We start from the raw sequence: 22,702 nt of genomic DNA on the forward strand, positions 1-22,702 counted from the left end.
CGCGATGAGGGACCGGACGGATGCCCCCGCCCCCGCCCCTGCGCCGGCTCCCGCCCCGGCCCCAGCCCCGGCCCAGGCCCCGGCCCCGGCCCCTTCAGCCGACTCCGCACCCGACCTGGCCCCCGCCGCACCGGAGCGTGCGTCCGCGCCGCGTCCGCTCGGTGAACACCGCCGCTGGCCCCGCTCGTTCGCGGACCGGCTGACCACCCCGCTGCCCGGGGTCCGCGGCTACGCCCGCCTCGCCCGCGAGGGCGCCTTCCGGCCCGGCCCCGAAGGCCTGCGCGGCATTCCCGACCTGCCGTACGAGCCCGGCCCGCTGCCCCCCGCGCCCCCCGGCAGCGTCTGCGTCACCTGGGCCGGGCACGCCAGCTGGGTCCTGCGGACCGGCGGGCTGACCGTACTGACCGACCCGGTCTGGTCCCGGCGGATCCTCGGCACCCCGGCCCGGATGACCCCGGTCGGGGTGCGGTGGGAGGACCTGCCACCGGTGGACGCGGTGGTGATCAGCCACAACCACTACGACCACCTCGACGCCCCCACCCTCAAGCGGCTGCCCCGGCACACGCCCCTCTTCGTACCGGCGGGCCTGGCCGGCTGGTTCCGCCGCCGCGGCTTCACCCGGGTCACTGACCTCGACTGGTGGGAATCGGCCGAACTGGGCGGCGTACGCTTCGAGTTCGTCCCCGCCCACCATTGGTCGAAGCGGTCGTTGATCGACACGTGCCGGTCCCTGTGGGGCGGCTGGATCCTCACCGACACCCTGAGTGCGGCGCCGCGGAAGCTCTACTTCGCGGGTGACACGGGCTACGGGCACTGGTTCGGCGAGATCGGCCGCCGCCACCCCGGCATCGACCTCGCCCTCCTGCCCGTCGGCGCGTACGCCCCGCGCTGGTGGCTCGGCGACGTCCACGCCGACCCGGAGGAAGCCGTCCGGGCCTGTCGCGACCTCGGTGCCCGCCGGATGGCCCCCCATGCACTGGGCCACCTTCGTCCTCTCCGCGGAACCGGTCATGGAACCCCTGTCCCGCACGCTGGCCGCCTGGCACCGGGCCGGCCTCCCGCGCGAGGACCTCTGGGACCTGCCGATCGGCGCCTCCCGCACGCTGCCGGGCGGGGCCGGGGTCGGCGCGTGACGCGGCTTTGACGGTTCAGTGGTGCCAGGCCTGCCCGCCCACGTTGTGGATGAACCGCTGGAGCACCTTGAGGGTGATCAGGTACTCCTCGTCGGAGATCCCGGCGTGCCGCTCGTCCCACAGGTCCCCCTGCAGGGCCGCTGCCTCGGCGAAGAACTCGCGCCCCTCGGGGGTCATCTCCAGGCGCCCTTCGGCGTCCTGGGTGATCCAACCCTGGACGATGACCGTGTCCATCTCCTCGGACAGCGCCCCCTCGCCCACCGCGAGGTACCCCCGCAGCGTCTCGGTCACCTCGTCCCGGGTCCTGACCTCGTCGCCCGCCCGCGCGACCCGGGCGAGGATCCACCACTGCGGCTGGCTGATGCCGAGCCCGGCGAGCGCGCCACGGGTGCGGTTCACGACCGCCTCGTAGGCGGCCCAGCTCCAGTAGCCGATGGGCTGGCGGATCAGTTCGGCGTCATCGTGCGAGTACTCCATGGCGGATCAACTCCCCGTTGGTGGTGCAGCCTGGTGCGCTGTCCAAGACCCTATGAACTCAAGCGCACTTGAGGTCCAGTCGCCGTCCGCAGCCGTCCCGATCCCGCCCCTGCGGGGAGGGGGCGGGGGTGTGGCGGAGGGGCGGGGGACGGCCTCCCCCCGGCAAAATTGGCCGGTTCCGCCCGCCTCGGGGGCCGAGCGCGACGGTCGTGATGCGCGTAATGCACGTACGAAGACCTCCCGAGCGCGCCACCGCTCCCCGGCCCTGTTGGCGCCCCGTACGGCCCTCGCGCTCGCCGGTGGCTCCCGCGCCGCCGGCCCCGGACGACGACGTCACGCTCGGCGCCCGGCGAACCCGACCCCCTCGCCCGAGGGCCGCGTGCTGCCCACCCTCCTCGATCGGATCTGCACCGGCCTCGACCACCCCACGGCCGGAACCGCCCTCCCCGGGCATTGGAGTGGCCGCCGGCCGCTCCGATGGCGTGGCTCCCGCGCCCGCGCCCGACGCTTCCTAGGGTCGGCGGGGGCACGGCACCGGGCCGGCCGACCGTTCGGATCAGGTGGGTGAGTCGTGGAACGCATGACGGCCGAGTCGCGAACGCACGCACCCCCGGCCGCCCGGCGGTGGACCCGGCGACTGGCCGCCGCGGTGGCGCTGCTGGTGCTCTGCGCACTCCCCGCGGGCGCGGCCGGCGCGGCCGGCGCCGCGCCGCCCGGCGACGTACGGTCACCCGCCGGGCCGCCGCTGTACGTGTCCGACTACGGCAACAACCGGGTGCTGGCCCTGCCCGCGGACGGCGGGGACCAGAGCACCGTCCCCCTCGACGGCCTGGTACGGCCGACCGGCCTGGCCTGGGACGCCGCGGGCCGGCTCTACGTCTCCGACACCGGCAACAACCGGGTCCTCGTGCTGCCCCCGAACGGCGGGGCGCAGGCCGTCGTTCCCACCGTCGACCTGTCGCGCCCACTGGGGCTCGCCGTCGACCCGGCCGGGAACCTCTACATCGCCGACAGCTTCAACGACCGGATCGTGAAGGTGCCGGCCGGCGGCGGGGGCCAGACGACCGTCCCCACCACCGGGCTGCTGCACCCCTGGGGGCTGGCGTGGGCGCCCGGCGGGGAGCTGTACGTCTCCGACTTCGTCAACGACCGCGTCGTCAAGGTGGCCGTGGACGGGAGCGGCCAGAGCACCGTGCCCACCACCGGGCTCTCCCAGCCGACCGGACTGGCCCCGAACGCCGCCGGTGACCTCTACGTCGCCGACAGCGGCAACAACCGCGTGGTGAAGGTGGCCGCGGGCAGCGGTGCGCAGAGCACGGTGCCCACCACCGGCCTCAGCTCCCCGCTCGGCCTCGCGCTCGACGGCTCCGGCCACCTCTACGTGGCCGACGGCTTCAACAACCGGGTGGTACGGGTCCGCGAGACGGGCGGCGGACAGGTCACGCTCGCCTTCACCGGCCTCAACACGCCGACGGGTCTCGCGTTCCCACCGGCCGCCGCACGGCCGGGTCAGCCGGGACAGACGGGACAGCCGGGACACGGCCGGGACCGATAGGGGGCGGTGGGGGAGGTGCGGGCCGGCTCAGGGCCGCGGGCGCAGGCGGCGCCAGAGCGAGGGCCCCGCGCTGATCGCGAGGGCCAGGCCGACCGCCAGGGCCACGCCCTTCCAGGGCTCCGCGAAGAGGGTGCCGCCCAGGATGCCGATCAGCCCGTACGTCGCCGCCCAGGCCAGGCAGGCCGGGGCGTCACCGCGGGCGAAGCGGCGAAGCGGCATCTGCGCCAGGAGACAGGCCAGCATCACCGGGATCCGGCCCGCCGGGACCAGCCGCGAGAGGACCAGGACCAGTACCCCGTGCTCGTCCAGCCTCGTGCGCGCCTGCTCCAGCCGCTCCGGCGTGGCCCGGCCGCGCAGTGCCTCCAGCCAGCGCGAGCCGCCCCGTGAACGCACCCCGCGCTGCCCGAGCCAGTACAGCGTCATGTCCCCGGTGAAGGCCGCCAGCGCCGACACCGCGAACACCAGCAGCACCCCGTAGGGCGGCGACTGGTGGTGGAAGGCCACCACCGCCGCCGAACTCACCAGCGCACCCGTCGGGATGACGGGCACCAGCGCACCCAGGGCCACCAGCAGGAACAGCGCCGGGTACCCCACCGCCTGCTGGGTGCTCTCCGGCGGTACCTGGCCGGCCGCCGCCGCCAGCTCGCGCCACGTCACGGCAGCCGCACCCGCTCGCCGTGCTGCGGCACCCGTACGGTCACCTTGGGCGCCAGTTGCCGCGCGAGCCGCTCGAACTCCTCGCCCGGAGCGTGGAATTCGTGCGGCCGCACCGCGTCCAGCCCGACGGGCCAGTACGTCCCGTAGTGCACCGGGACCGCCGCCGCGGGCGCCAGCCGGGCCAGCGCCCGCGCCGCCCGCCCCGCGTCCAGGTGCCCCGGGCCGAGGTACGGTCCCCAGCCGCCGACCGGCAGCAGGGCCACGTCCACCGGCCCGACCTCCTCGGCCATCGTGTCGAACCGCCCGGTGTCCCCGGCGAAGTAGGTCCGCACGGCGCCCTGCACCACGTACCCGAGCGCCGGACACAGGCGCGGCCCGAACGGCAGCCGCCGTCCGTCGTGCCGCGCGCCGACCGCCCGGATCCGTACGCCGTCCCGTACGGGGACCTCCTCGCCCGGCACCACCTCCGTCACGGCCAGCCCGCGCAGCCCTGCGACCCGCGCCAGCCCCGGCACGGCCCGGCGCGCCCCGCGCGGCACGAGCAGCCGGGTGCCGGGCGCGAGGCGCGCCAGCGACGGCAGGTGCAGGTGGTCGGCGTGCAGATGGGAGACCAGCACCACGTCGGCCACCGACGCCTCGGGCGGGGGCACCGCACCGCGCCGCCGCCGCAGGTGGGCGAGCCGCCGCGCGAACAGCGGGTCCGTGAGCAGCCGGACCCCGGAGTCCTCGACGGTGCACGTGGCATGACCCCACCAGGTGATCTCCACCGGCACCCGGACCTCCCTCCCTCGCGCCCCGTTCACGAGCCTAGAGTCTGCCCCGCGCGGGCGCTCGGAACCGGATCTCGGCAGCCCCCTCCTCTACCGCGGAGTATCGGAGTAGGGTCCGGCGACATGGAAGAGTTGCGCGTGGCCGCGATCACCAGCCTGGCCCCGCTCGAAGACCTCGACGCCGACCCCTTCGCCGTGGACACCCGCGGCCAGCACTCCATGTGCGCGCGCTGGGCCGCCGACCGGGGCTACGTCGTGACGAAGCAGTTGCTGGTCTACGGGCTGCGCGCCGACCACTGCGGGCTCTGGTCCGACGTCGACACCGGGCAGGTCGACCTCTTCGTCGCCGCCAACCACCGGGTGCTGGCCCGCGCGCTGCGCTCCGTCGAGGAGTTCGCCGCCGAGTGCGAGCGGCGCGGCGTACGGCTGGAGACCGCCGGGGGCGAAGAGCCCCGGTACACCTCCGCGATGAAGGCCGAGGTGCACCGCAGGCTGTCCATGCCGACCGCCGGCTACGACGGCACCTGACCTGACCTGACCCACGCCGATCGGCCGCCCCGCCATGTGCCCCGGTGCGCCGTCCGCGTCGCCCGACCTGGTGCGCCGGGCTGTGCGAGCCTGGAAGGCGGACGGGGCGCGCGGGAGGTGGCGGCGTGGGGCGAGGACGGTGGCGGACCGCGGGCAGCGCCCTGGTGCGGGTGCTGTTGGTCTGGGCCGTGTCCACCCTCACGATGCTCGCCCTCGCCGGGATCCTGCCGGACTTCCGGCTCCAGTCCGACGACGGGGACAGCATCACGCAGATCGGGCTGACCGCCGCGTGGGCCGCCGGGGCCTTCGGTCTGCTCAGCGCGCTGGTCTGGCCGGTCCTCGTTCGGGCCCTGCTGCTGGTGCCCGCCCTGGTGCTCGGGTTGCTCGTCTTCTTCCTCAACGGCTCGCTCCTGCTGATAGCGCTCGACCTGATCCCGGACGGCCGCAGCGAGGTGGCCCCCGAGACCGCGGTGGTCGTCGCCGCCGTGATGTCCGCGGTGGCGTCGGCGACCTCCACCGCCCTCGCCGTGCGCGACGACGAGGCCTACCGGCGGCGGCTCTACCGGCTCGCCGACCGGCGCCGCCGCAGGCAGGGCAGGGCGGTCCCGTCCCGGGCCGCCGAGACCCCGCCGGGCCTGCTCGTGCTCCAGCTGGACGGGGTGGGGTACGAAGAGCTGCGCCGCGCGTGCGGCAGCGGGCTGATGCCCACCGTCACCGGCTTGCTGGAGGGCAGCCACCGCGCCCGGTCCTGGCGCACGGACTGGTCGAGCCAGACCGGCGCCAGCCAGCTCGGGATCCTGCACGGCTCCAACTTCGACGTGCCCGCCTTCCGCTGGTACGAGAAGGAAACCGGCGAGGTGATGGTCTGCAACCGGCCGACCAGCGCCGCCGAGCTCCAGCGGCGGGCCGTCGCGCGCACCGGGGACGGCGGACTGCTCACGCTGGACGGGGCGAGCCGGGGCAACCTGTTCAGCGGCGGCGCCGACCAGTTGGCGCTGGTGCTGTCGGTCTCGGCCCGGCGGGGGCGGGCCAACCGGTCCCGCGCGGGCTACTTCGCGTACTTCTCCGATCCGGCCAACGCCGTCCGTACGGCCGTGTCCTTCGTGGCCGAAGTGGTCCGGGAGGCCGTCCAGTCACTGCGGGCACGGATCCGCGGGGACCGGCCACGGGTGTCGCGCGGCGGGCTGTACCCGCTGATCCGGGCCTTCGCGACCGTGGTCGAACGGGACGTGGTCGTCGCGGCCGTGATCGGCGACATGCTCGCCGGGCGCTCCGCGGTCTACGCCGACCTGGTGGCCTACGACGAGGTCGCGCACCACTCGGGCCCGCACGGCCGGGACACCGACCGGGTGCTGCAGCGCCTGGACCGGAGCCTCGCGCTGATCGCCCGGGTCGCCGAGCACGCGCCGCGCCGGTACCGGATCGTGCTGCTCTCGGACCACGGCCAGAGCCCGGGCGAGACCTTCCTCGGCCGGTACGGGCTGACCCTGGGGGACCTGGTCCGGGCGGGCTGCGGGCTGCCGGTCCCGCGCCGGGCCGGCCGTACGCGCAGCGGGGCCGAGGCCCGGGCGGCCGTGCTCGCGGCGCTCCACCGGCCGGTGGAGGAGGGCGAGGAGGCGCACCCGGGACCGGGTTCCGACCCGGTGGTGCTGGCCTCGGGCAACCTCGGCCTGATCTCCTTCCCGGACATCCCCGGCCGGGCGTCGCGGGCGCGCGTGGAGCGCGCGCACCCGGCCCTGCTGACCACCCTGGCGAACCATCCGGGCGTGGGGTTCCTGCTGGTGGACGGGGTGGTACTGGGCCGGGACGGGAGGGCGGCCCGGCTGGACGTCCCGGGGGAGGCCGAGGAGCTGCTGGCTCCCTTCGGCCCGGGTGCGGCGCAGGCCGTCCGGCGGACCGACGCCTTCCCGCACGTGGCGGACGTCATGGTCAACTCGGCGTACGACCCCCGGACGGGCGCGGTGCACGCCTTCGAGGAACAGATCGGCTCGCACGGCGGTCTGGGCGGGGAGCAGGGGCGCCCGTTCCTGATGTGGCCCTCGGAGCTGTCGGACCCCGGTGCGGAACTGGCCGGCGCGGAGGCGGTGCACGCCGTGCTGCGGCGCTGGCTGCGCGAGGCGGACGGGCCGCAGGTACCGGTGGTGGCCGCGCCCCTGGCTCCGTCGGTGGGCGAACCGGCGCAGGAGCCCGCGGCGCCGCTCGCGGCGGCCCGCGAGGCGCCGGACCCACCGCGTACCGGGCACACCCCGGCGGCGACCGCGGTACCCCCGGGGTGCCCCGGGACGGAGGCGTGGAGGTACGGAGCCGTAGCCGACGCCGAGGATCCGCGAGGAGTACCCGGACCACCGGGGCTCCCGGACCCGGCCGGGCGGCAGCCCGCGGACCCGGCAGGTGGGCCGCCGCCCGTGCCGGGTCCGGATGAGCGGCCCCCGCGTGCGGTGCCGCAGGATTGCCCGCCGGAGGCCCCCATCGGCGGAATCTTTCCGTCCGATGGGTTGCCCGCGCGGGACGAAACCCGCTGATTTGGTACGTCCCGCCCGGTCGTCGACCATGTGTCGACCCGCCCACCATGTGAGACGACCCGAGGCGCACCACCGATGACCAGCACCGCAACCCTGCCCGCCGAGGCCGCCGCACCCCCCGAGCAGGGCCGCGACCCCCACGCGCGCCGCTTCGGCCTCCCCGTCGCGACCTGCCTGGTCATGGGCAACATCATCGGCGGCGGCATCTTCCTCCTCCCCGCCTCCGTGGCCCCCTTCGGCACCATCAGCCTCGTCGCCTTCGCCGTCCTCACCGCCGGCGCGATCGCCCTCGCCCTGGTCTTCGGCCGGCTCGCCGAACGCCACCCGCAGACCGGTGGCCCCTACGTCTACGCCCGCGCCGCCTTCGGCGACTTCGCCGGCTTCCTCGCCGCCTGGAGCTACTGGATCACCGCCTGGGTCTCGAACGCGGCCCTGGCCGTCGCGGCCGTCGGCTACCTCACGGTGCTGTTCCCCGCCGCGGGCGAGCACAAGTGGTCCATGTGCCTGGCCGCCCTCGCCGTCCAGTGGCTCCCGGCCCTCTCCAACCTGGCGGGCACCCGCTACGTCGGCGCGGTGCAAGTCGTCGCCACCGTGCTGAAGTTCGCCCCGCTGCTCCTGGTGGCCGTCGGCGGGCTGTTCTTCTTCGACCCCGCCAACCTCGGCCCCTTCCGGGCCACCGACCAGAGCGCGGCCGGCGCCGTCTCCGCCTCCGCGGCGATCCTGCTGTTCAGCTACCTCGGCGTCGAGTCCGCCACCGTCAGCGCGGGCGAGGTCCGCGACCCGGCCCGCAACGTCGGCCGGGCCACGGTCCTGGGCACCGTGGGCGCCGCCACCGTGTACCTGCTCGGCACCGTCTCGGTCTTCGGCCTGGTCGCCCACGACCGGCTGGTCTCCTCCACCGCCCCCTTCACGGACGCCGTCAACGCCATGTTTTCCGCAGACGGAGGGGCCGGCGGCACCTGGGGCGGCACCGTGGTCGCCTGCGCCGCAGTGATCTCGATGCTCGGCGCCCTCAACGGCTGGACCCTGCTCAGCGCGCAGACCCCGTACGCGGCCGCCAAGGACGGGCTCTTCCCGAAGGCCTTCGAGACGAAGAAGCGCGGGGTCCCCGTCGTCGGCGTGGTCGTCACCGTCGCCCTGGCCTCCGCCCTCACCGTCTACAACTACACGGCCGGCACCCGGGGCGTCTTCGAGAGCCTGGTCCTGATCACCACCTTCACGGCGACCGTCCCCTACCTGCTGGCCACCGCCGCCCAGATCTACTTCCTGCTCTCCGGGCAGCGCGAGCGGGTCCACCCCGGCCGCCTGGCCCGCGACGGCATCCTCGCCGCCCTCGCCTTCGGCTTCTCGATGTGGCTGGTCGCCGGCTCCGGCTACGCGGCCGTCTACCAGGGCGTGCTCTTCCTCTTCGCGGGCGTCCTCGTCTACGCCGCCCTGTCCGCGAAGAAGCACCGCGCCGCCGCGTCACCCGCGGAGTAGCTTGGAAAGAGGGGCCGCCCAGGGGGCGCCAAGGGGTCACCATGTCCGCATTCAGGAAGAGCATCGACATCGACCGCAGGCCCGAGGACGTCTACGCGTACCTGACGGATCCCACGCACCTGCCGGAGTGGCAGGACAGCGCCGTGTCCGCCGTCCCGGTCGGAAACCTCCCCGTGCACGTCGGTTCGCTGATCCTCGTCACCCGGCAGATCGGCCGCCGGCGGGTCCCCACGACCATGGAGTTCGTGGAGCTCGACCCGCCGAGGAGCTGGCACGTGCACGGGGTCGACGGGCCGGTACGCCCCGATGTGCGCGGCACCGTCGAACCCCTCGACGGCGGCGCCCGCTCCCGCGTCACCCTGGACGTCGACTTCGAGGGCCGCGGGCTGGGCCGGGCCCTCGTACCCCTCGTGGTCAGGCCCATGGTCCGCAAGGAGATGCCCCGGGGCGAGGCGAAGCTCAAGCACCTCCTCGAAACCCGCTGACGGCGCGCGGCATGGGGGGCGAAAACCGGATGCCCCGGGGTGTGTGGTGCGGCCACACTGGCCGCACCACACACCCGCCACACCCCCGAGGACATCCACGCCCGTGCAGGCCGCCGTCACCGTCACCCCCGCCCAGATCCCCGAACTGCTGCTCGGCCTCGCCACCGTCCGGCCGGTGTTCCTCTGGGGGGCTCCCGGCATCGGAAAGTCCTCGCTCGTAAGGAAGTTCGCCGACGCGCTCGGGCTGGAGTGCGTCAGCCTGCTCGGCACCCAGCTCGCCCCCGAAGACCTGATCGGCGTCCCACAGATCCAGAACGGCCGGTCCGTCTTCTGCCCGCCGGAGGCCATCGCCCGCGACGAGCCGTACTGCCTCTTCCTCGACGAGCTCAACGCCGCGAGCCCGGACGTCCAGAAGGCCTTCTACTCGCTGATCCTCGACCGCCGGATCGGCTCCTACGAGCTGCCGGCCGGCTCCATCGTCATCGGCGCGGGCAACCGGGCCACCGACAACGCGCTGGCCCGGCCGATCGCCTCCGCGCTGGTCAACCGCCTCACCCACGTCCACCTCCAGGCGTCCGCGGGGGACTGGCTGGTCTGGGCCGGCGAGCACGGCATCCACCCCTGGGTCACCGACTACCTCACCGACCGTCCCGACCACCTCTGGTCGCAGCCGCCCAAGACGGAGGAGCCCTTCTCCACCCCGCGCTCCTGGCACATGCTCTCCGACGCCCTGCACTCCTTCGGTGCGGAACTCGACGAGCAGACCCTCAAGGTGATCGCGCACGGCACCCTCACCCCCGCGCACGCCGTCTCCTTCTGCGGCTACGCCAAGATCGTGCGGCACAGCTTCGGCATCGAGGCGATCATGAAGGGCGACGCCTCCTGGCCCACCCGCCCCGCCGACCGCGACCTGCTCTACTACCTCGCCGAGGCCTTCCGAGGCCGCCTGGTCAAGGAGCTGCCCGCGCAGCGCGAGCACGTCTCGCCCGCCCTGCGCCAGACCGCCTACCGGGCCAAGGCGCTGCTGGTCCAGCTCGCCGAGATCTCCGTGGAAGTGGCGCAGACCGTCATCGCCGAGGACGTCGACGGCCTGCCGGTGCTGCCCTCCTGGTTCCTCGTGGAGGCCGCCCGGGACATGCCGCGCCTGGTCGAGGCCCGCCGGTGAGCGTGTCGCGCCCCCGGTCGAAGAAGGCCGCCCCGCCCGACCCCGCCGCCCAGGCGTTCGCCGAGGGGCTCGCCCTGGTCAAACGGAACCCGGCCCTCGCCGCCGTCGGCGGGAGCGTGTGCGAGCAGTCCAAGTGCCCCGGGACCCCCGCCGCGGGCCTGGTCGCCGTGGACTCCAACGGCGTCCTCCACGTCCGCTCCGGGCTGCGCGCCGACCCCGCGGCCTGGGCCTGGGCCCTCGCCCACGCCCTGCTCCACCTCGGCTTCGGCCACGTCCCGGCCGCGGCCGTCGACAAGCGCGTACAGCCCGACCGTTTCGACCTCGCCGCCCGCTGCGCCGTCGTCAACCGCTTCCTGCTGACCCAGCCGTCCCTGCGGCCCCCCGACGACCTCCCGGCCGAGTACCCCGGCGGTGACGAGGAACTGCTCGCGGCCCGCTGGCGCCGGGACGGCATCCCCGCCGCCCTCGCCCACTGCGGCACCGCAGGCGACCACCCCGACCAGCTCCTGGTCACCTGGCCCGCATGGAACTCCACCCAGGTTCCCGACTGGGAGACCGCGTTCGCGCACGCCCTGACCCGCAGCGTCTCCGCCGCCATGGAGGTCGCCGGCGGGCGCCGCGACCGGGTCACGGGGCAGCGCGCGGCGCAGCGCCCGTGGGACCGCGCCCTGAACTGGTTCGTCTCCTCGTACCCGCTCCTCGGCGGCCTGGCCAGCGGCCTGAAGATCGTCGCCGACGCCGAGCTGGCCCGCGCCCAGGACATCGACGTCGCCGCGGTCAGTGCCACCGCGGGGGAGATCTACGTCAACCCGCTGCGCAGCTTCGAGGACGGGGAATGGCGGTTCATCCTGGCCCACGAGATGCTGCACGCCGCCCTGCGCCACGGCGAGCGCCGCGGCGCCCGGGACCCGTACCTGCACAACGTGGCCGCCGACTACGTGGTCAACGGTTGGCTCGTCGAGATGGGCGTCGGCGAGATGCCCGCCGGGCTGCTGTACGACCCGGAGCTGAGGGACCTCTCCGTCGAGGAGGTCTACGACCGGATCACCGCCGACCTGCGCCGGATGCGCCGCCTCGCCACCCTGCGCGGCAAGGGCCGCGGAGACATCCTGGGCGAGCCGCTGCCCCACCCGGGCAGCGGGCCGTACACCGACCTGGACGAGTTCTACCGGCGCGGCCTCGTCCAGGGCTTCGACCTGCACGCGTACGGGGAGCGGGGCCTGCTGCCCGCCGGGCTGATCCAGGAGATCCGGGCCCTGGCCCACCCGCCCGTGCCGTGGGACGCCCGGCTCGCCCGCTGGTTCGACGAGTACGTGCCGCGCCCCGAGCCGGTACGGAGCTTCGCGCGCCCGGCGCGCCGCCAGGCCTCCACCCCGGACATCCCGCGCGCGGGCCGCTACTTCCCGCCCGAAGAGATCGCCCGCTGCACCTTCGGCGTGGTGCTCGACACCTCGGGGTCGATGAACGCCGCCCTGCTCGGCAAGGCCCTGGGCGCGATCGCCTCGTACGCGCAGGCCCGCGACGTACCGGCGGCACGGGTCGTCTTCTGCGACGCGGCGCCGTACGACGCGGGCTATCTGCCCCCGACCGAGATCGCGGGCCGGGTACGGGTCCGTGGGCGCGGCGGGACCGAGCTGCAGCCCGGCATCGACCTGCTCCAGCGGGCGGAGGACTTCCCGCCCGGGGCCCCGGTGCTCGTGATCACGGACGGCTGGTGCGACACCCTGCGCATCCGGCGCGAACACGCGTACCTGATCCCCCAGGGCGCCTCCCTGCCGTTCACCCCCAAGGGTCCCGTCTTCCGACTGACCTGGCCTGGCCTGGCCTGGCCTGGCCGGATCGGGCCTGATCGCTCCCGGCCGGACGCAGAACGCCCCCGACCTGCGGATCCGCGGGTCGGGGGCGTTCTGGAGGAGATCGACTCAGTCGAGGTAGTCGCGCAGCACCTGCGAACGCGACGGGTGGCGCAGCTTCGACATGGTCTTGGACTCGATCTGGCGGATGCGCTCACGGGTGACCCCGTACACGCGGCCGATCTCGTCCAGGGTCTTCGGCTGGCCGTCGTTGAGGCCGTAACGCATGGAGACCACGCCCGCCTCGCGCTCCGAGAGCGTGCCCAGGATGGACTGGAGCTGCTCCTGGAGGAAGGTGAAGGAAACCGCGTCCGCCGGGACGACCGCCTCGGAGTCCTCGATGAGGTCACCGAACTCGCTGTCGCCCTCCTCACCCAGGGGGGTGTGCAGGGAGATCGGCTCACGGCCGTACTTCTGGACCTCGATGACCTTCTCGGGGGTCATGTCGAGTTCCTTGCCCAGCTCCTCCGGGGTGGGCTCGCGGCCCAGGTCCTGGAGCATCTGGCGCTGCACGCGGGCGAGCTTGTTGATGATCTCGACCATGTGCACGGGGATGCGGATCGTGCGCGACTGGTCGGCCATGGCACGCGTGATCGCCTGGCGGATCCACCAGGTCGCGTACGTGGAGAACTTGAAGCCCTTGGTGTAGTCGAACTTCTCCACGGCGCGGATCAGGCCGACGTTGCCCTCCTGGATCAGGTCCAGGAAGAGCATGCCGCGGCCCGTGTAGCGCTTGGCGAGGGAGACCACGAGACGGAGGTTGGCCTCCAGCAGGTGGTTCTTCGCGCGGCGGCCGTCCTCGACCAGGATCTCCAGCTCGCGCTTGAAGGCGGGCTTGTGGTCCTCCTCCTCTTCGAGCTTGTACTCGGAGAAGAGACCCGCCTCGATGCGCTTGGCGAGCTCCACCTCCTGCTCGGCGTTGAGGAGCGGCACCTTGCCGATGAGCTTGAGGTAGTCCTTGACGGGGTCGGCGGTGGCGCCGGCCACCATGACCGTCTGCGCCGGGGCGTCGTCCTCGTCGTCGTCGGACAGGACGAAGCCCTGGGTGCCGCCGGCCTTGGGAGCCTCGTCCTCGGCCTCGTCGACCAGGTCCTCGGCAGCCCAGTCCTCGCCCTCGACGACGGGGGTCTCGCCCTCGTCGGCGTCCTTGGCGCTGGTCTTCTTCGCCGCGGTCTTCTTCACGGCGGTCTTCTTCACGGCGGTCTTCTTGACCGTGCGCTTCTTCGGCTCGACGGCGGCCTCGGCCGACGCCTCGTCCCCGATGGCAGCGGCCGACGAAGCGGATATCGCCGTGGCGGTGGTGGCAGCCGTGGCCGCGGTGGTGACCGCGGTCTTGCGCGCGCCGATGGGGCGCGGCGCGGCGGCGGCCTTCTTCGCCACGGTGCGGGCCGGGGCGGCGGCAGCCTTGCGGGGCTTCTTGGCGGCGGCCTTGGTGGCGGGGGCCGCGCTGACGTGAAGGGCGACACCCTCCTCGTCCAGGACCTGGTTCAGGCTGCGCAGGACCCGCTTCCACTGGTCCACCGGGATGCGGCCGGCCTCGAAGGCCTGGCGCACGTCGTCACCGTTGATGTGACCCTGCTCGCGGCCGCGCTCGACGAGCGCGACAAGGGCCTCGGATTCGGCGATCTCCGGAGGGAACGTACGGGACGGGCTGAGCGACACAAGGAGCCTCTCGTTGCGAACAGATAAATGGTGGGCGGGACATCATCGCGCGAACTCGGGAAACAGACCCGAGGGGGGTCTGTATTCCGGGCCGCGCGAGGACACCTGTCGGTTCATCGCATGCCCGAGTAGATTCGTTACGCGCTGAATTGAGTGACCTGCGCCACGCTGTGGCCGCGCAACCCGATCCGGCATAGATCCGTCCGCCCTTCAGATCAGCCCGTTTTACGGGCTTCGATGAGGAAGCGGGCGGTGTGAGCGACGAACGGACCTTCACGTTCGATCTGTTCGTGGAGCTCGCGCAACCGGTCCCGGTACTGCCCGACCGTGAAGCCGGGCACCATCCAGATCACCTTCCGTAGGAAGTAGATCACGGCTCCGATGTCGTGGAACTCTGTGCGCAGTCGCTCGGAGCGCAGATCGAGGACTTCGAGTCCGGCCGCGGTGGCGTCGGCGACCGCGTCGTCGGGGTGCCGGCCGCGCCGGACCTCTTCCGGCTGCGGCCCGAGGAAGTACTCGACGAGCTCGAAGACGCTCGACGGGCCGACCTGCTGCGAGAGGTAGCTGCCGCCCGGCGTGAGCACCCGCGCGATCTCCTCCCACCAGATCGACACCGGGTGCCGGCTGGTCACCAGCTCGAAGGCGGCGTCGCCGAAGGGCAGCGGCGGCTCGTCGGCGTCGGCGACCACCACCGCGCCCAGCGGGTGGAGCAGCCGCGTCGCCTTCTCGATGTTGGGCGGCCAGGACTCGGTGGCCGCCGTCAGCGGCGGCAGCGGAGCGCACCCGGCCAGGACCTCCCCGCCGCCGGTCTGGATGTCCAGTGCGGACCGGACCCGGGCCAGGCGCTCGCTCATCAGTTTCTGGTAGCCCCAGGAAGGGCGCTGCTCGGTGGCCCGGCCGTCGAGCCAGGAGAAGTCCCAGCCGTCCACGGAGACGGACTCGGCCTCGGCGACAAGGTGGTCGAAAGTACGCGTCATGCCTTGATCGTCCCAGGTCGGACGCCCGACAACCACCGGATATGTCGACTACAGTGGTCGGCGGGCCGTGACTGGCGTTCGGGTGGATCACCACCGGGGAGCGGCCCGGCGTACCTGTGGACCTCCGGTACGTCGACTGCCGCGCGCCTGGGCGAACCGCGATCCGCAGCGACGTTCAGGAGACCCCGTGACGACTGCCCAGACTGCCACTGCCGCCGCCCCTGCCGCCGGCTCCGCCCAGCTGATGGACGGCACGGCCCTCGCCCGCCGCATCTCGGAGCAGACCGCCGCCTACGCGGCGAAGATCACCGAGCGCACCGGCACCGCCCCCTGCCTCGCGACCGTGCTGGTCGGCGAGGACCCGGCCTCCGTGACTTACGTCCGCATGAAGCAGAACCGCTGCGCCAAGGCGGGGATCACCTCCCGCCACGTCGAGCTGCCGGCCGAGACCACCACCGAAGAGCTGGTGGCCACCCTCACCGCGCTCTCCGCGGACCCGCAGATCAGCGGCATCCTGCTGCAGCACCCCGTCCCGCACCACATCGACGAGCGCGCCGCCTTCGAGGCCATCGCCCCGGGCAAGGACGTCGACGGGGTCACCATGCACTCCTTCGCCGCCATGGGCTTCGGGCTGCCGGGCTTCGTCTCCTGCACCCCCGGCGGCATCATGCGGCTGCTCGCCGCCTACGACGTCGACCTGACCGGCAAGCACGCCGTCGTCGTCGGCCGCAGCGCGATCCTCGGCAAGCCGGCCGGGATGCTGCTGCTGGAGCAGAACGCCACCGTCACCTACTGCCACTCGCGCACCCAGGACCTGCCCTCGATCGTGCGCCAGGCGGACGTGCTGGTCGCCGCCGTCGGCAAGGCCGAGTTCATCCGGGGCGAGGACATCAAGCCGGGCGCGGTGGTCCTGGACGCCGGGTACAACGAGGGCAACGTCGGCGACGTGCACTTCGAGTCGGCGGCCGCCCGTGCCTCACTGATCACGCCGGTGCCGGGCGGGGTCGGCCCGATGACCATTGCCGTACTGCTGGAGCAGACCGTGCAGGCGGCCGCCGCGCAGGCCGGACTGGACCTCGCGGAGCTCTGATCCCGCCACGCGGCTCCTGCGTACGACGTACGTACGCACGCACGCGCTCACGCCCGCACGCCCCGGCCCCCCGGTCCCCCGGTCCCCCGGTCCGGGGCGTCGTGCTTTCCCCGGAGCCGGTGGGCCGGTCCGCACGCACGGGGCTCCGTGCGCCTCAGACGCCGACCGGGTCGGGATCTGGGCCCGGCGCCGCGGCAGTGGCAGCGTCACGGGCCGCGGCGACGATGTCGGACGTACGGAACGCGTGGGCGAGGGCGGTCAGGGGCTGGCGGCCCAGGCGGTAGGGCTGCGGGACCGCGGCCGGCCCCGGCGCGGCTCCGTGCGCGGCGGCGGCCTTGCGCTGGCAGGCGGCCGCCAGGACGGCCGCGTCCGCGACCGTGGCGGCCCGCGCCTCGCTCATGCCCCGGGCCCGGGCCTCCTCGTACGCGACGCCGTGCACCCGGGGGTCGCACCAGCCGGCCAGCGCCAGGATGCCGTCGTCGATGACCGACTCGCGGTGGATGAGCCGGATCCCCACCGGGGACCACCAGGCCAGCGGGACGGTCCGCCCCTGGGTCGCGGCGAATCCGCGCAGGGCCTTCCAGAGCGGGCGCAGCCGCCGGTACTGGCCGTAGGCCAGCCACGTCGCCGACCCGCCGACCAGCGGCACGACGAAACCGGCACCGAGCAGCAGCCCGGCGGCCCCGGCCAGTGGCGGCGCCACGTCGGTGGACAGGAACACCAGGTCGTGGCCGGTCCAGCGGGCCACGACCGAGGCCCACTTGGCGGCCAGGTAGGCCAGGTCCATCAGCCCGGCGACCACGATCAGGGCCAGCCCCGTGCGCAGCGGGCGCAGTGCGCGGTCCGCGCGGGCCAGCCACTTGCCGCACAGCCAGGTCAGCGCCGAGGTGCCCAGGGTGTGCGCCACGAGGAAGCAGACGATCATCTCGCGGATCCAGGGCGTCGTCGCGTAGTACGTGTCCAGGTCCCGGAGCCGTTCGACCGGTGCGTCGCCGATCACGAACAGGACGACGATCGCCGCGGTCGCCGTGCCGAACAGGGCCGTGGTCAGCCGCGTGGCCCGGCGCACGGTCGCCGGAGGCCCGCCGCGCCACTGCAGGACCAGGACGACGCACAGCCCGGAGAACACCGTGCACAGGCCGAACACCAGGGGCGCGGAGAAGTTGACCACGCCGGTGTGGCGGTTGACCGAGGCGATGGTCGACGGTGTTGCCAGGAAGTTGATGGGTGCCCCGACGGTGAGCAGCGCGCACGCGGTCCGGTTCAGCGGCCGGTCCCAGTCCCGGCGCAGCGTCGGGATCTTGATCAGCAGCGCCAGGACCATCAGGGACGTGGGGAGGAGCGGCAGGATCCTGCCGCTCATCGGGCCTGTCCGACGGCGTCGGCGGGCCCGACCGGGTCCGCGGACGGGCCGGTGCCGGTGCCGGTGTCGGACGTCGTGCCGGTGACGGGGCCGGTGCCCGGGCCGGTGCCGGACGTCGTGCCGGGTGCCCGGTCGAGCCCGGCGACGGCCCGCTCGGCGGCGGTGAGCGGCGGCGCCTTCAGCGCGCCCCGGTCCGAGGCGCGCAGGACGTGCCAGACCACCGACGGGCGGATCCAGTGGGTGGGCGCGGTGCTCATGGTGAGGACCTTGAGCAGGGCGGCGGTGAGCGCCTCGTCGGTGGTGGCTCCCGTCATCAGCCGGTTGACGTACCGGTTGAGCAGGCCGGTGCCGGCGCGCGGCTTCATTCCGGTGGCCCCGGGATACAGGATGTCCTGCGACGTGGCGAGCTCCCAGGCGGTGCTGACCTGCGGGGCGATGGCGCGCTGCGCCTCGCGGCCGATGCCGGGGTGCTCCAGTCCCTTCGCCCGCAGCAGGGTGCGCACGGCCAGGATGCCCTGGGCCGCGACGGACATGCCCTGTCCGTACAGCGGGTTGAAGGTGGCGACGGAATCGCCGACGGCGAAGAACCCGTCGGGCAGGTCGGCCTTCTCGAAGTAGATCCGGCGGTTGGCGGTGCCCTGGGTGACGGCGACGTCCGTCAGGGGTCTGCGGCCCTCCAGGAGCTCACCGACGATCGGGTCGCGGACGGCCCGGGCGAACGGGATGAACGCGTCGGGGTCGCCGGTCGGCTGGCCGCCCCGGGTCCCGGAGAGGGTGGCCTGCCACTGGCCGTTCTCGATGGGCACGATCGTGGCCGTCCGGCCCGGGACCGGCACCCGCGGGTCGGACTGGACGTTGACGATGGGGAAGCCCATCGCGTGGGCTCCGGCCGGGGCTTCGAAGATCCTCGTCGCGTAGACGAGGCCCGAGTCGACCTCGGCCTGGCGGATCCCGGTGACGCCGAGCGCCTGGAGCCAGGTCCGGGCGCGCGAGCCGCGGCCGCTCGCGTCGATCACGAGGTCGGCGGTCAGGAGCCGGCCCGCTTCCTCAGGGGTGTCGACCAGTACGCCGGTGACCCGGGACGCCGTGCCCTCCAGGGCGCGGACCCGGCTCTGCTGGAGCGTGGAGACCCCCTTCAGCCCGGTCACCCGGGCGCGGACCACCGAGTCGAGGAGATCGCGGCTGCAGGAGATGTTGAACTGCTTCTCCTCGCAGCGCGGGATCCATCCGTGGGCGGTCATGCTGACCAGGTCGGTGGGGAGGCTGCGGCGGATGGCCCCCGCCTTCGTCCAGTCGTCGGTGATGCCGGGCAGGATCTGCTCGATGGCACGGGCACCGCCCGACCACAGGAGATGGGTGTGCCGGGCCTGCGGGAGCCCACGGCGCGGGGCCGGACCCTCGGGCAGCGGGTCGGCGTCGATGACGGTGACCGTGGCGTGCTCGGCGAGGACGGCCGCCGCGAGGAGGCCGGCCAGACTGCCGCCTATGACGATCGCGTGGCGGGGCGGGGTGGACTGGTTCATCGTGGCGTGCTCTCTGTCAGGGCCGTGCTGAGGGCATCGGCGTGAGGGATGCGGCGACCGGCGGCTGCGTCGCGGCGTGGCACGGGGCTTCCCCAACCGAGTGAGGACTTGATGCGCTCGATGTCTTCGGGGAGCTCCTGCTCCCGGGGCGACGGCAGGTAGGAGCGCAGGGCGTTGCCGAGGTGCAGGCCGAAGGTCTCGGCCCGGACCTCGTCCGGATCCCCCTGGTCGGCGCGGGCGGCGACCTGCCGGACCACTGCCTCCAGCCCGGACTCGGAGGCCAGTAGTTCGGCGAGGCGGCCGGGGTGTCCCGCCAGCCGGGCGGCCACCAGCATGCCCGGGCCGACGCTGTCGCTGGTCCCCTCGTCCAGGTGCCACAGTTCGTGGCACGCGATGACGAGCTGGTGTTCGGGCCGGGTGTGCTGCTCGACGACGATCAGGTCGACGTCGTCCAGCTCCAGCCACAGCCCGCTCGCGGTGTCGGGCGGGAAGGAGGTGAAATGAACATCGACCTTCCGCTCTCCGCCGCGCCGCCCGGCGTAGGCGGTGCACAGCGCCCCGATGATCTCCCCGGCATCGGCCGGCGGCGTCAGGCGTGCGCCCTCCAGCAGATCGGAGGCCAGCTTGCGCATGGCCCGGGTGGTCCTCATGGTGTTTCTCCCTCAGCGGCGGCGCCCTCGATGGGCGCCCCGCCCTTCGTGCCCGGAACCCGGAGCTGCCCCTCGCGCGCGAGGAGGTCGTCCAAGTGGTCGGCCAGTGACTTCCAGCCCTGGGGCGACAGCCGCCCGGCCCGCGTGACGATGCTGCGTACGTCGTGCGCCCGCAGCACCGCCAGCATCGGGTTCTGCCGGTCCCGCACGGCGGACTCCAACTCGCCCTCGATCAGGGCGAGGGCGCTGGAGAGCGCCTCGGTGTCGTCGGCCAGCAGGAAGCCGCCCTCGACGCCGTAGAAACGCTGGATCCCGGCGGCCGCGGCGAGGTTCGGCAGGCCCTCGCCCCGGGCGAGGCGGGTCAGCGACTGCCCCGACGCGTCGAAGGACTTGGCGATGGCCGCCAGCGAGTGGGGCTGGCCGTCCTCGCGTACGCGCGTGCGGCGCAGGTGCTCGAACCGTAGGTGCACCTGCTCTTTGAGGGGGAGTCGCGGCGGCCTCCCGTCCAGGGTGAGTCGGATGGCCTGCGGGGTCATCCCGGTGAGGTACGACAGGCGCTCCAGGTCGTCCCGTCCGTCGGGGACGGTGGGGACGGTGGTGGCGGACAGGGCGAGGGCCCGTTCCACCGCGCTCTTGCTGTCGGCCAGGAGGAAACCGGCATGGACGCCGAAGAACCGCTGCACACCGGCCGCGTGACCCATCCGGGGCAGCCCGGTACCGGCGTTGAGCGGCCCGAGGGAGGCGCCGGGCGCGTCGAACTCGTCGGCGATGGCCGCCAGCGGCCACTCCCGGCCGTGCTTGTCGCGCCGGGTCGCGCGCAGCCGCATGAACCGCTGGTGCACCCGCCGCTCCAGCGGCGCCTCCACGGCGGTGCCCGCCACCACCTGGGGCACGCGGCCGGGTTCGACCCCGGAGAGATGACTCAGCCGATCCACCGCCAGCACCTCGGACGGATCCTGCCCGTGCTCCTGCGCCAGGGCCCAGGTGCGACGCCAGATGGCGGCGAGATCGGGTCGGGCGGCGGCTCGCACCGGCGGATTCTCCATATGTCGACAAGGCGTTCGAGTGATTCGGCTTCGCGAAGCCTAGCCTCCTGCCCCTGGCCGAACCAGGGGAACCCCAACGTTTCCTGCCGTACAGCTCAAAAAGGGTGGGCATCGATCCCCCGCCACTAAACGGAATAACAAGCTCCGCCCGTAGGGGAGGTGAGATGGCCGGTCGCTCCTGACCCCTCTACGATCGGACCTCTTCGTCGACGGACATGCCGCGCAGCGCGGACGAGATCGAGCGGGCGTACGCGGCCGTGCGGCATCATCCGTGAGACTGGACGCCGCCTCGGGGGCGGGCGTGCGGGTGCCCGGCGGGCGGGCTCCGCGGATTGTCGGTGCTCTGCCGTAGCCTCGTGTAGTTGATCTCCTCGACCCAACGGGGGTGGGTATGGCGACGTGGCTTCTGGCGTGCAACCAGGAGATGTTCGAGCTCGACAGGTACCGGAAGGACGGCCACGAACTCAGTTCCTGGAGCGTCGGGCGGCACCTCAAGCACCTGGCCGCCGGCGACCGGTTCGTCATGTGGGTGACGGGGCCCCGGGGCGGCCTCGTCGGCAGGGGGCGCATCACCGGCGCCCCGACGCAGCAGGCGAGCGCCCCCGATGAGTACTGGCAAGAAGACCCCGGAACGCGCTGGTACGCGCCGCTGGTCATGGACGAGTGGCTGGGGCGGGCGGTCCCGCGGCAGCGTTTCCAGGAGGACGCGCGCTTCCAGGAGCGGTCCCCGCTGAGCTCCTTGTTCGCCACGAACCCGCACCGGGTGACGGAGGAGCAGTGGAGCGCCTTCGAAGAGGCCTTCGCCGACGGACGGGCCGAGGACGCGGCGCCCGCATGGCATCTGCTCCCGGGCCAGACCATCAAGCGCAAGGAACTGCACGACCGGTACGGCGGTAGCCGTCAGGGCGGCATCAGCAAGTGCGCCAAGTCGGACAACGTGCTGTTGTTCAGCGATCCGAAGACGGGTCACCAGCACGGCTACTTCGACCAGTGGGCCGAGGACGGCACGTTCCACTACACGGGGGACGGCCAGATCGGGCCGCAGACCTTCGACACCTTGGGGAACGCCTCCACCCGCGACCACGTCGGTCTGGGGCTCGCGCTGCGGCTCTTCGAAGGGTCGCGCGGCGTCGTCCGCTACGTCGGCGAGTTCGCGGTGGACCCGGAGCAGCCGTATTCCTGGGGTGAGGCCCCGGAGACGGGCGGCGGGCAGCTCCGGAAGGTCATCCGGTTCCACCTGGCGCGGGTCGGCACGACCACCCAGCCGGCGAGCGTCCCCGTCGGTTGCGGATACCGCGTGGCGGACGAATCGGTAGAACCGTCCCCCGCCCAGCTCAGCCCCGCTGACTCCGACCTCGTGGGGAGGAACCTCAAGGCGCACCGCAAGCTGCAGAACGACTTGGCGAAGGCGGCCGCCGCGCACGGACTCGAGGTGCTCTCACCGGGCATAGGCGACCCCGACTTCGACCTCGGGTGGCGGCTGACCGCTGCCGGGCTGACGGTGTGCGAGGTGAAGTCGCTGACGCCGGCCAACGAGACGCGTCAGCTGCGCACGGGCATCGGGCAACTGCTCGACTACCACGACAGGCTCACGGACCGGGCGGACTCCGTGCGCGCCGTCCTCTGGGTGGAGCGGGAGCCGTCGGAGTCGCGGTGGGTCGCCCTGTGCGAGCGAGTCGGGATCACGCTCGCTTGGCCCGGCCGTGAAGACGACGTGCTCGCCTGAACGCGATCGTCCACGTGCACGGCGCGCGGACGCCCTGAGCC

17 protein-coding genes, 2 pseudogenes and 1 riboswitch are annotated in these 22,702 nt (G+C 73.6%); of the genes and pseudogenes, 10 read left to right on the plus strand and 9 right to left on the minus strand.

Annotated features, from left to right (window positions below; all coding sequences use genetic code 11):
• Window positions 1-4 precede the first annotated feature (4 nt).
• Window positions 5-1,133, plus strand: a pseudogene (locus OG594_RS34880) (MBL fold metallo-hydrolase).
• A 15-nt stretch (window positions 1,134-1,148) separates the two neighbouring features.
• Here OG594_RS34880 and OG594_RS34885 read toward each other — a convergent pair.
• Complete coding sequence (locus OG594_RS34885; protein WP_266606374.1) at window positions 1,149-1,610, minus strand: MarR family winged helix-turn-helix transcriptional regulator; 462 nt, start codon at window positions 1,608-1,610, stop codon at window positions 1,149-1,151.
• Window positions 1,611-2,190: 580 nt separating this feature from the next.
• Between OG594_RS34885 and OG594_RS34890 the strand changes: the two genes are divergently transcribed.
• Window positions 2,191-3,165 (plus strand): SMP-30/gluconolactonase/LRE family protein, encoded by a 975-nt coding sequence (locus OG594_RS34890; RefSeq protein WP_266606692.1) that lies wholly within the window; start codon window positions 2,191-2,193, stop codon window positions 3,163-3,165.
• A gap of 27 nt (window positions 3,166-3,192) precedes the next feature.
• Here OG594_RS34890 and OG594_RS34895 read toward each other — a convergent pair whose 3' ends face one another.
• Window positions 3,193-3,822 carry a DedA family protein gene (locus OG594_RS34895; protein WP_266606375.1) on the minus strand — a complete coding sequence of 210 codons (630 nt, stop codon included), beginning with the start codon at window positions 3,820-3,822 and terminating at the stop codon, window positions 3,193-3,195.
• Entirely contained in the window at window positions 3,819-4,595 is a 777-nt protein-coding gene (locus OG594_RS34900; protein WP_266606376.1) for an MBL fold metallo-hydrolase, read from the minus strand. The genes OG594_RS34895 and OG594_RS34900 overlap by 4 nt, the downstream gene beginning before the upstream one ends.
• 120 nt (window positions 4,596-4,715) lie before the next feature.
• Here OG594_RS34900 and OG594_RS34905 point away from each other — a divergent pair, with 120 nt between their 5' ends.
• The 6 genes and pseudogenes from OG594_RS34905 to OG594_RS34930 form a co-directional block, all read left to right on the plus strand.
• Window positions 4,716-5,120, plus strand: coding sequence for a hypothetical protein (locus OG594_RS34905; protein WP_266606377.1), 405 nt, complete (start codon window positions 4,716-4,718; stop codon window positions 5,118-5,120).
• Between the two features lie 125 nt (window positions 5,121-5,245).
• The gene (locus OG594_RS34910; protein WP_266606378.1) at window positions 5,246-7,642 is read left to right on the plus strand and encodes a phage holin family protein; all 2,397 of its coding nucleotides are present in this window, start codon (window positions 5,246-5,248) and stop codon (window positions 7,640-7,642) included.
• A gap of 75 nt (window positions 7,643-7,717) precedes the next feature.
• Window positions 7,718-9,121 carry an amino acid permease gene (locus OG594_RS34915; RefSeq protein ID WP_266606379.1) on the plus strand — a complete coding sequence of 468 codons (1,404 nt, stop codon included), beginning with the start codon at window positions 7,718-7,720 and terminating at the stop codon, window positions 9,119-9,121.
• A gap of 41 nt (window positions 9,122-9,162) precedes the next feature.
• A complete protein-coding gene (locus OG594_RS34920) occupies window positions 9,163-9,606 on the plus strand; it encodes an SRPBCC family protein (RefSeq protein WP_266606380.1) in 444 nt (147 codons plus the stop codon).
• Between the two features lie 103 nt (window positions 9,607-9,709).
• Window positions 9,710-10,771, plus strand: a complete 1,062-nt coding sequence (locus OG594_RS34925) for an ATP-binding protein (protein ID WP_266606381.1) — start codon at window positions 9,710-9,712, stop codon at window positions 10,769-10,771.
• A gap of 2 nt (window positions 10,772-10,773) precedes the next feature.
• Window positions 10,774-12,579: pseudogene (locus OG594_RS34930) on the plus strand (hypothetical protein); the annotation flags it as partial.
• Between the two features lie 114 nt (window positions 12,580-12,693).
• Here OG594_RS34930 and OG594_RS34935 read toward each other — a convergent pair.
• Both OG594_RS34935 and OG594_RS34940 read right to left on the minus strand, forming a co-directional pair.
• Entirely contained in the window at window positions 12,694-14,286 is a 1,593-nt protein-coding gene (locus tag OG594_RS34935; protein ID WP_266606382.1) for an RNA polymerase sigma factor, read from the minus strand.
• Between the two features lie 215 nt (window positions 14,287-14,501).
• The gene (locus OG594_RS34940; protein WP_266606383.1) at window positions 14,502-15,263 is read right to left on the minus strand and encodes a class I SAM-dependent methyltransferase; all 762 of its coding nucleotides are present in this window, start codon (window positions 15,261-15,263) and stop codon (window positions 14,502-14,504) included.
• Between the two features lie 57 nt (window positions 15,264-15,320).
• Window positions 15,321-15,423: riboswitch (ZMP/ZTP riboswitch) on the plus strand.
• 84 nt (window positions 15,424-15,507) lie between these two features.
• On the opposite strand from OG594_RS34940, the gene OG594_RS34945 reads away from it, so the two are divergent.
• A complete protein-coding gene (locus OG594_RS34945) occupies window positions 15,508-16,353 on the plus strand; it encodes a bifunctional 5,10-methylenetetrahydrofolate dehydrogenase/5,10-methenyltetrahydrofolate cyclohydrolase (RefSeq protein WP_266606693.1) in 846 nt (281 codons plus the stop codon).
• A 154-nt stretch (window positions 16,354-16,507) separates the two neighbouring features.
• Here the strand turns inward: OG594_RS34945 and OG594_RS34950 are convergent, their stop codons facing one another.
• From OG594_RS34950 to OG594_RS34965, 4 genes are read right to left on the minus strand one after another with little or no spacing between them, the layout of a single operon-like run.
• The gene (locus OG594_RS34950; protein WP_266606384.1) at window positions 16,508-17,716 is read right to left on the minus strand and encodes an MAB_1171c family putative transporter; all 1,209 of its coding nucleotides are present in this window, start codon (window positions 17,714-17,716) and stop codon (window positions 16,508-16,510) included.
• A complete protein-coding gene (locus OG594_RS34955) occupies window positions 17,713-19,239 on the minus strand; it encodes an NAD(P)/FAD-dependent oxidoreductase (protein WP_266606385.1) in 1,527 nt (508 codons plus the stop codon). The genes OG594_RS34950 and OG594_RS34955 overlap by 4 nt, the downstream gene beginning before the upstream one ends.
• Entirely contained in the window at window positions 19,236-19,889 is a 654-nt protein-coding gene (locus OG594_RS34960; RefSeq protein ID WP_266606386.1) for a toxin-antitoxin system, toxin component, read from the minus strand. The genes OG594_RS34955 and OG594_RS34960 overlap by 4 nt, the downstream gene beginning before the upstream one ends.
• Window positions 19,886-20,920 carry a hypothetical protein gene (locus OG594_RS34965; protein WP_266606387.1) on the minus strand — a complete coding sequence of 345 codons (1,035 nt, stop codon included), beginning with the start codon at window positions 20,918-20,920 and terminating at the stop codon, window positions 19,886-19,888. The genes OG594_RS34960 and OG594_RS34965 overlap by 4 nt, the downstream gene beginning before the upstream one ends.
• A 406-nt stretch (window positions 20,921-21,326) precedes the next feature.
• On the opposite strand from OG594_RS34965, the gene OG594_RS34970 reads away from it, so the two are divergent.
• Window positions 21,327-22,661: a hypothetical protein gene (locus OG594_RS34970; RefSeq protein WP_266606388.1), complete on the plus strand. Its 1,335-nt coding sequence runs from the start codon at window positions 21,327-21,329 to the stop codon at window positions 22,659-22,661.
• The last annotated feature ends 41 nt before the right edge of the window (window positions 22,662-22,702 follow it).

This window comes from Streptomyces sp. NBC_01214, assembly GCF_026340975.1.
Taxonomy (GTDB): Bacteria; Actinomycetota; Actinomycetes; order Streptomycetales; family Streptomycetaceae; genus Streptomyces.

Coding starts and splice junctions, on each gene's coding strand:
- OG594_RS34885 (WP_266606374.1), bottom strand. CDS start 1,610: ATGGAGTACTCGCACGATGACGCCGAACTGATCCGCCAGCCCATCGGC.
- OG594_RS34905 (WP_266606377.1), top strand. CDS start 4,716: ATGGAAGAGTTGCGCGTGGCCGCGATCACCAGCCTGGCCCCGCTCGAA.
- OG594_RS34970 (WP_266606388.1), top strand. CDS start 21,327: ATGGCGACGTGGCTTCTGGCGTGCAACCAGGAGATGTTCGAGCTCGAC.
- OG594_RS34945 (WP_266606693.1), top strand. CDS start 15,508: ATGGACGGCACGGCCCTCGCCCGCCGCATCTCGGAGCAGACCGCCGCC.
- OG594_RS34940 (WP_266606383.1), bottom strand. CDS start 15,263: ATGACGCGTACTTTCGACCACCTTGTCGCCGAGGCCGAGTCCGTCTCC.
- OG594_RS34915 (WP_266606379.1), top strand. CDS start 7,718: ATGACCAGCACCGCAACCCTGCCCGCCGAGGCCGCCGCACCCCCCGAG.
- OG594_RS34890 (WP_266606692.1), top strand. CDS start 2,191: ATGACGGCCGAGTCGCGAACGCACGCACCCCCGGCCGCCCGGCGGTGG.
- OG594_RS34955 (WP_266606385.1), bottom strand. CDS start 19,239: ATGAACCAGTCCACCCCGCCCCGCCACGCGATCGTCATAGGCGGCAGT.
- OG594_RS34950 (WP_266606384.1), bottom strand. CDS start 17,716: ATGAGCGGCAGGATCCTGCCGCTCCTCCCCACGTCCCTGATGGTCCTG.
- OG594_RS34960 (WP_266606386.1), bottom strand. CDS start 19,889: ATGAGGACCACCCGGGCCATGCGCAAGCTGGCCTCCGATCTGCTGGAG.
- OG594_RS34920 (WP_266606380.1), top strand. CDS start 9,163: ATGTCCGCATTCAGGAAGAGCATCGACATCGACCGCAGGCCCGAGGAC.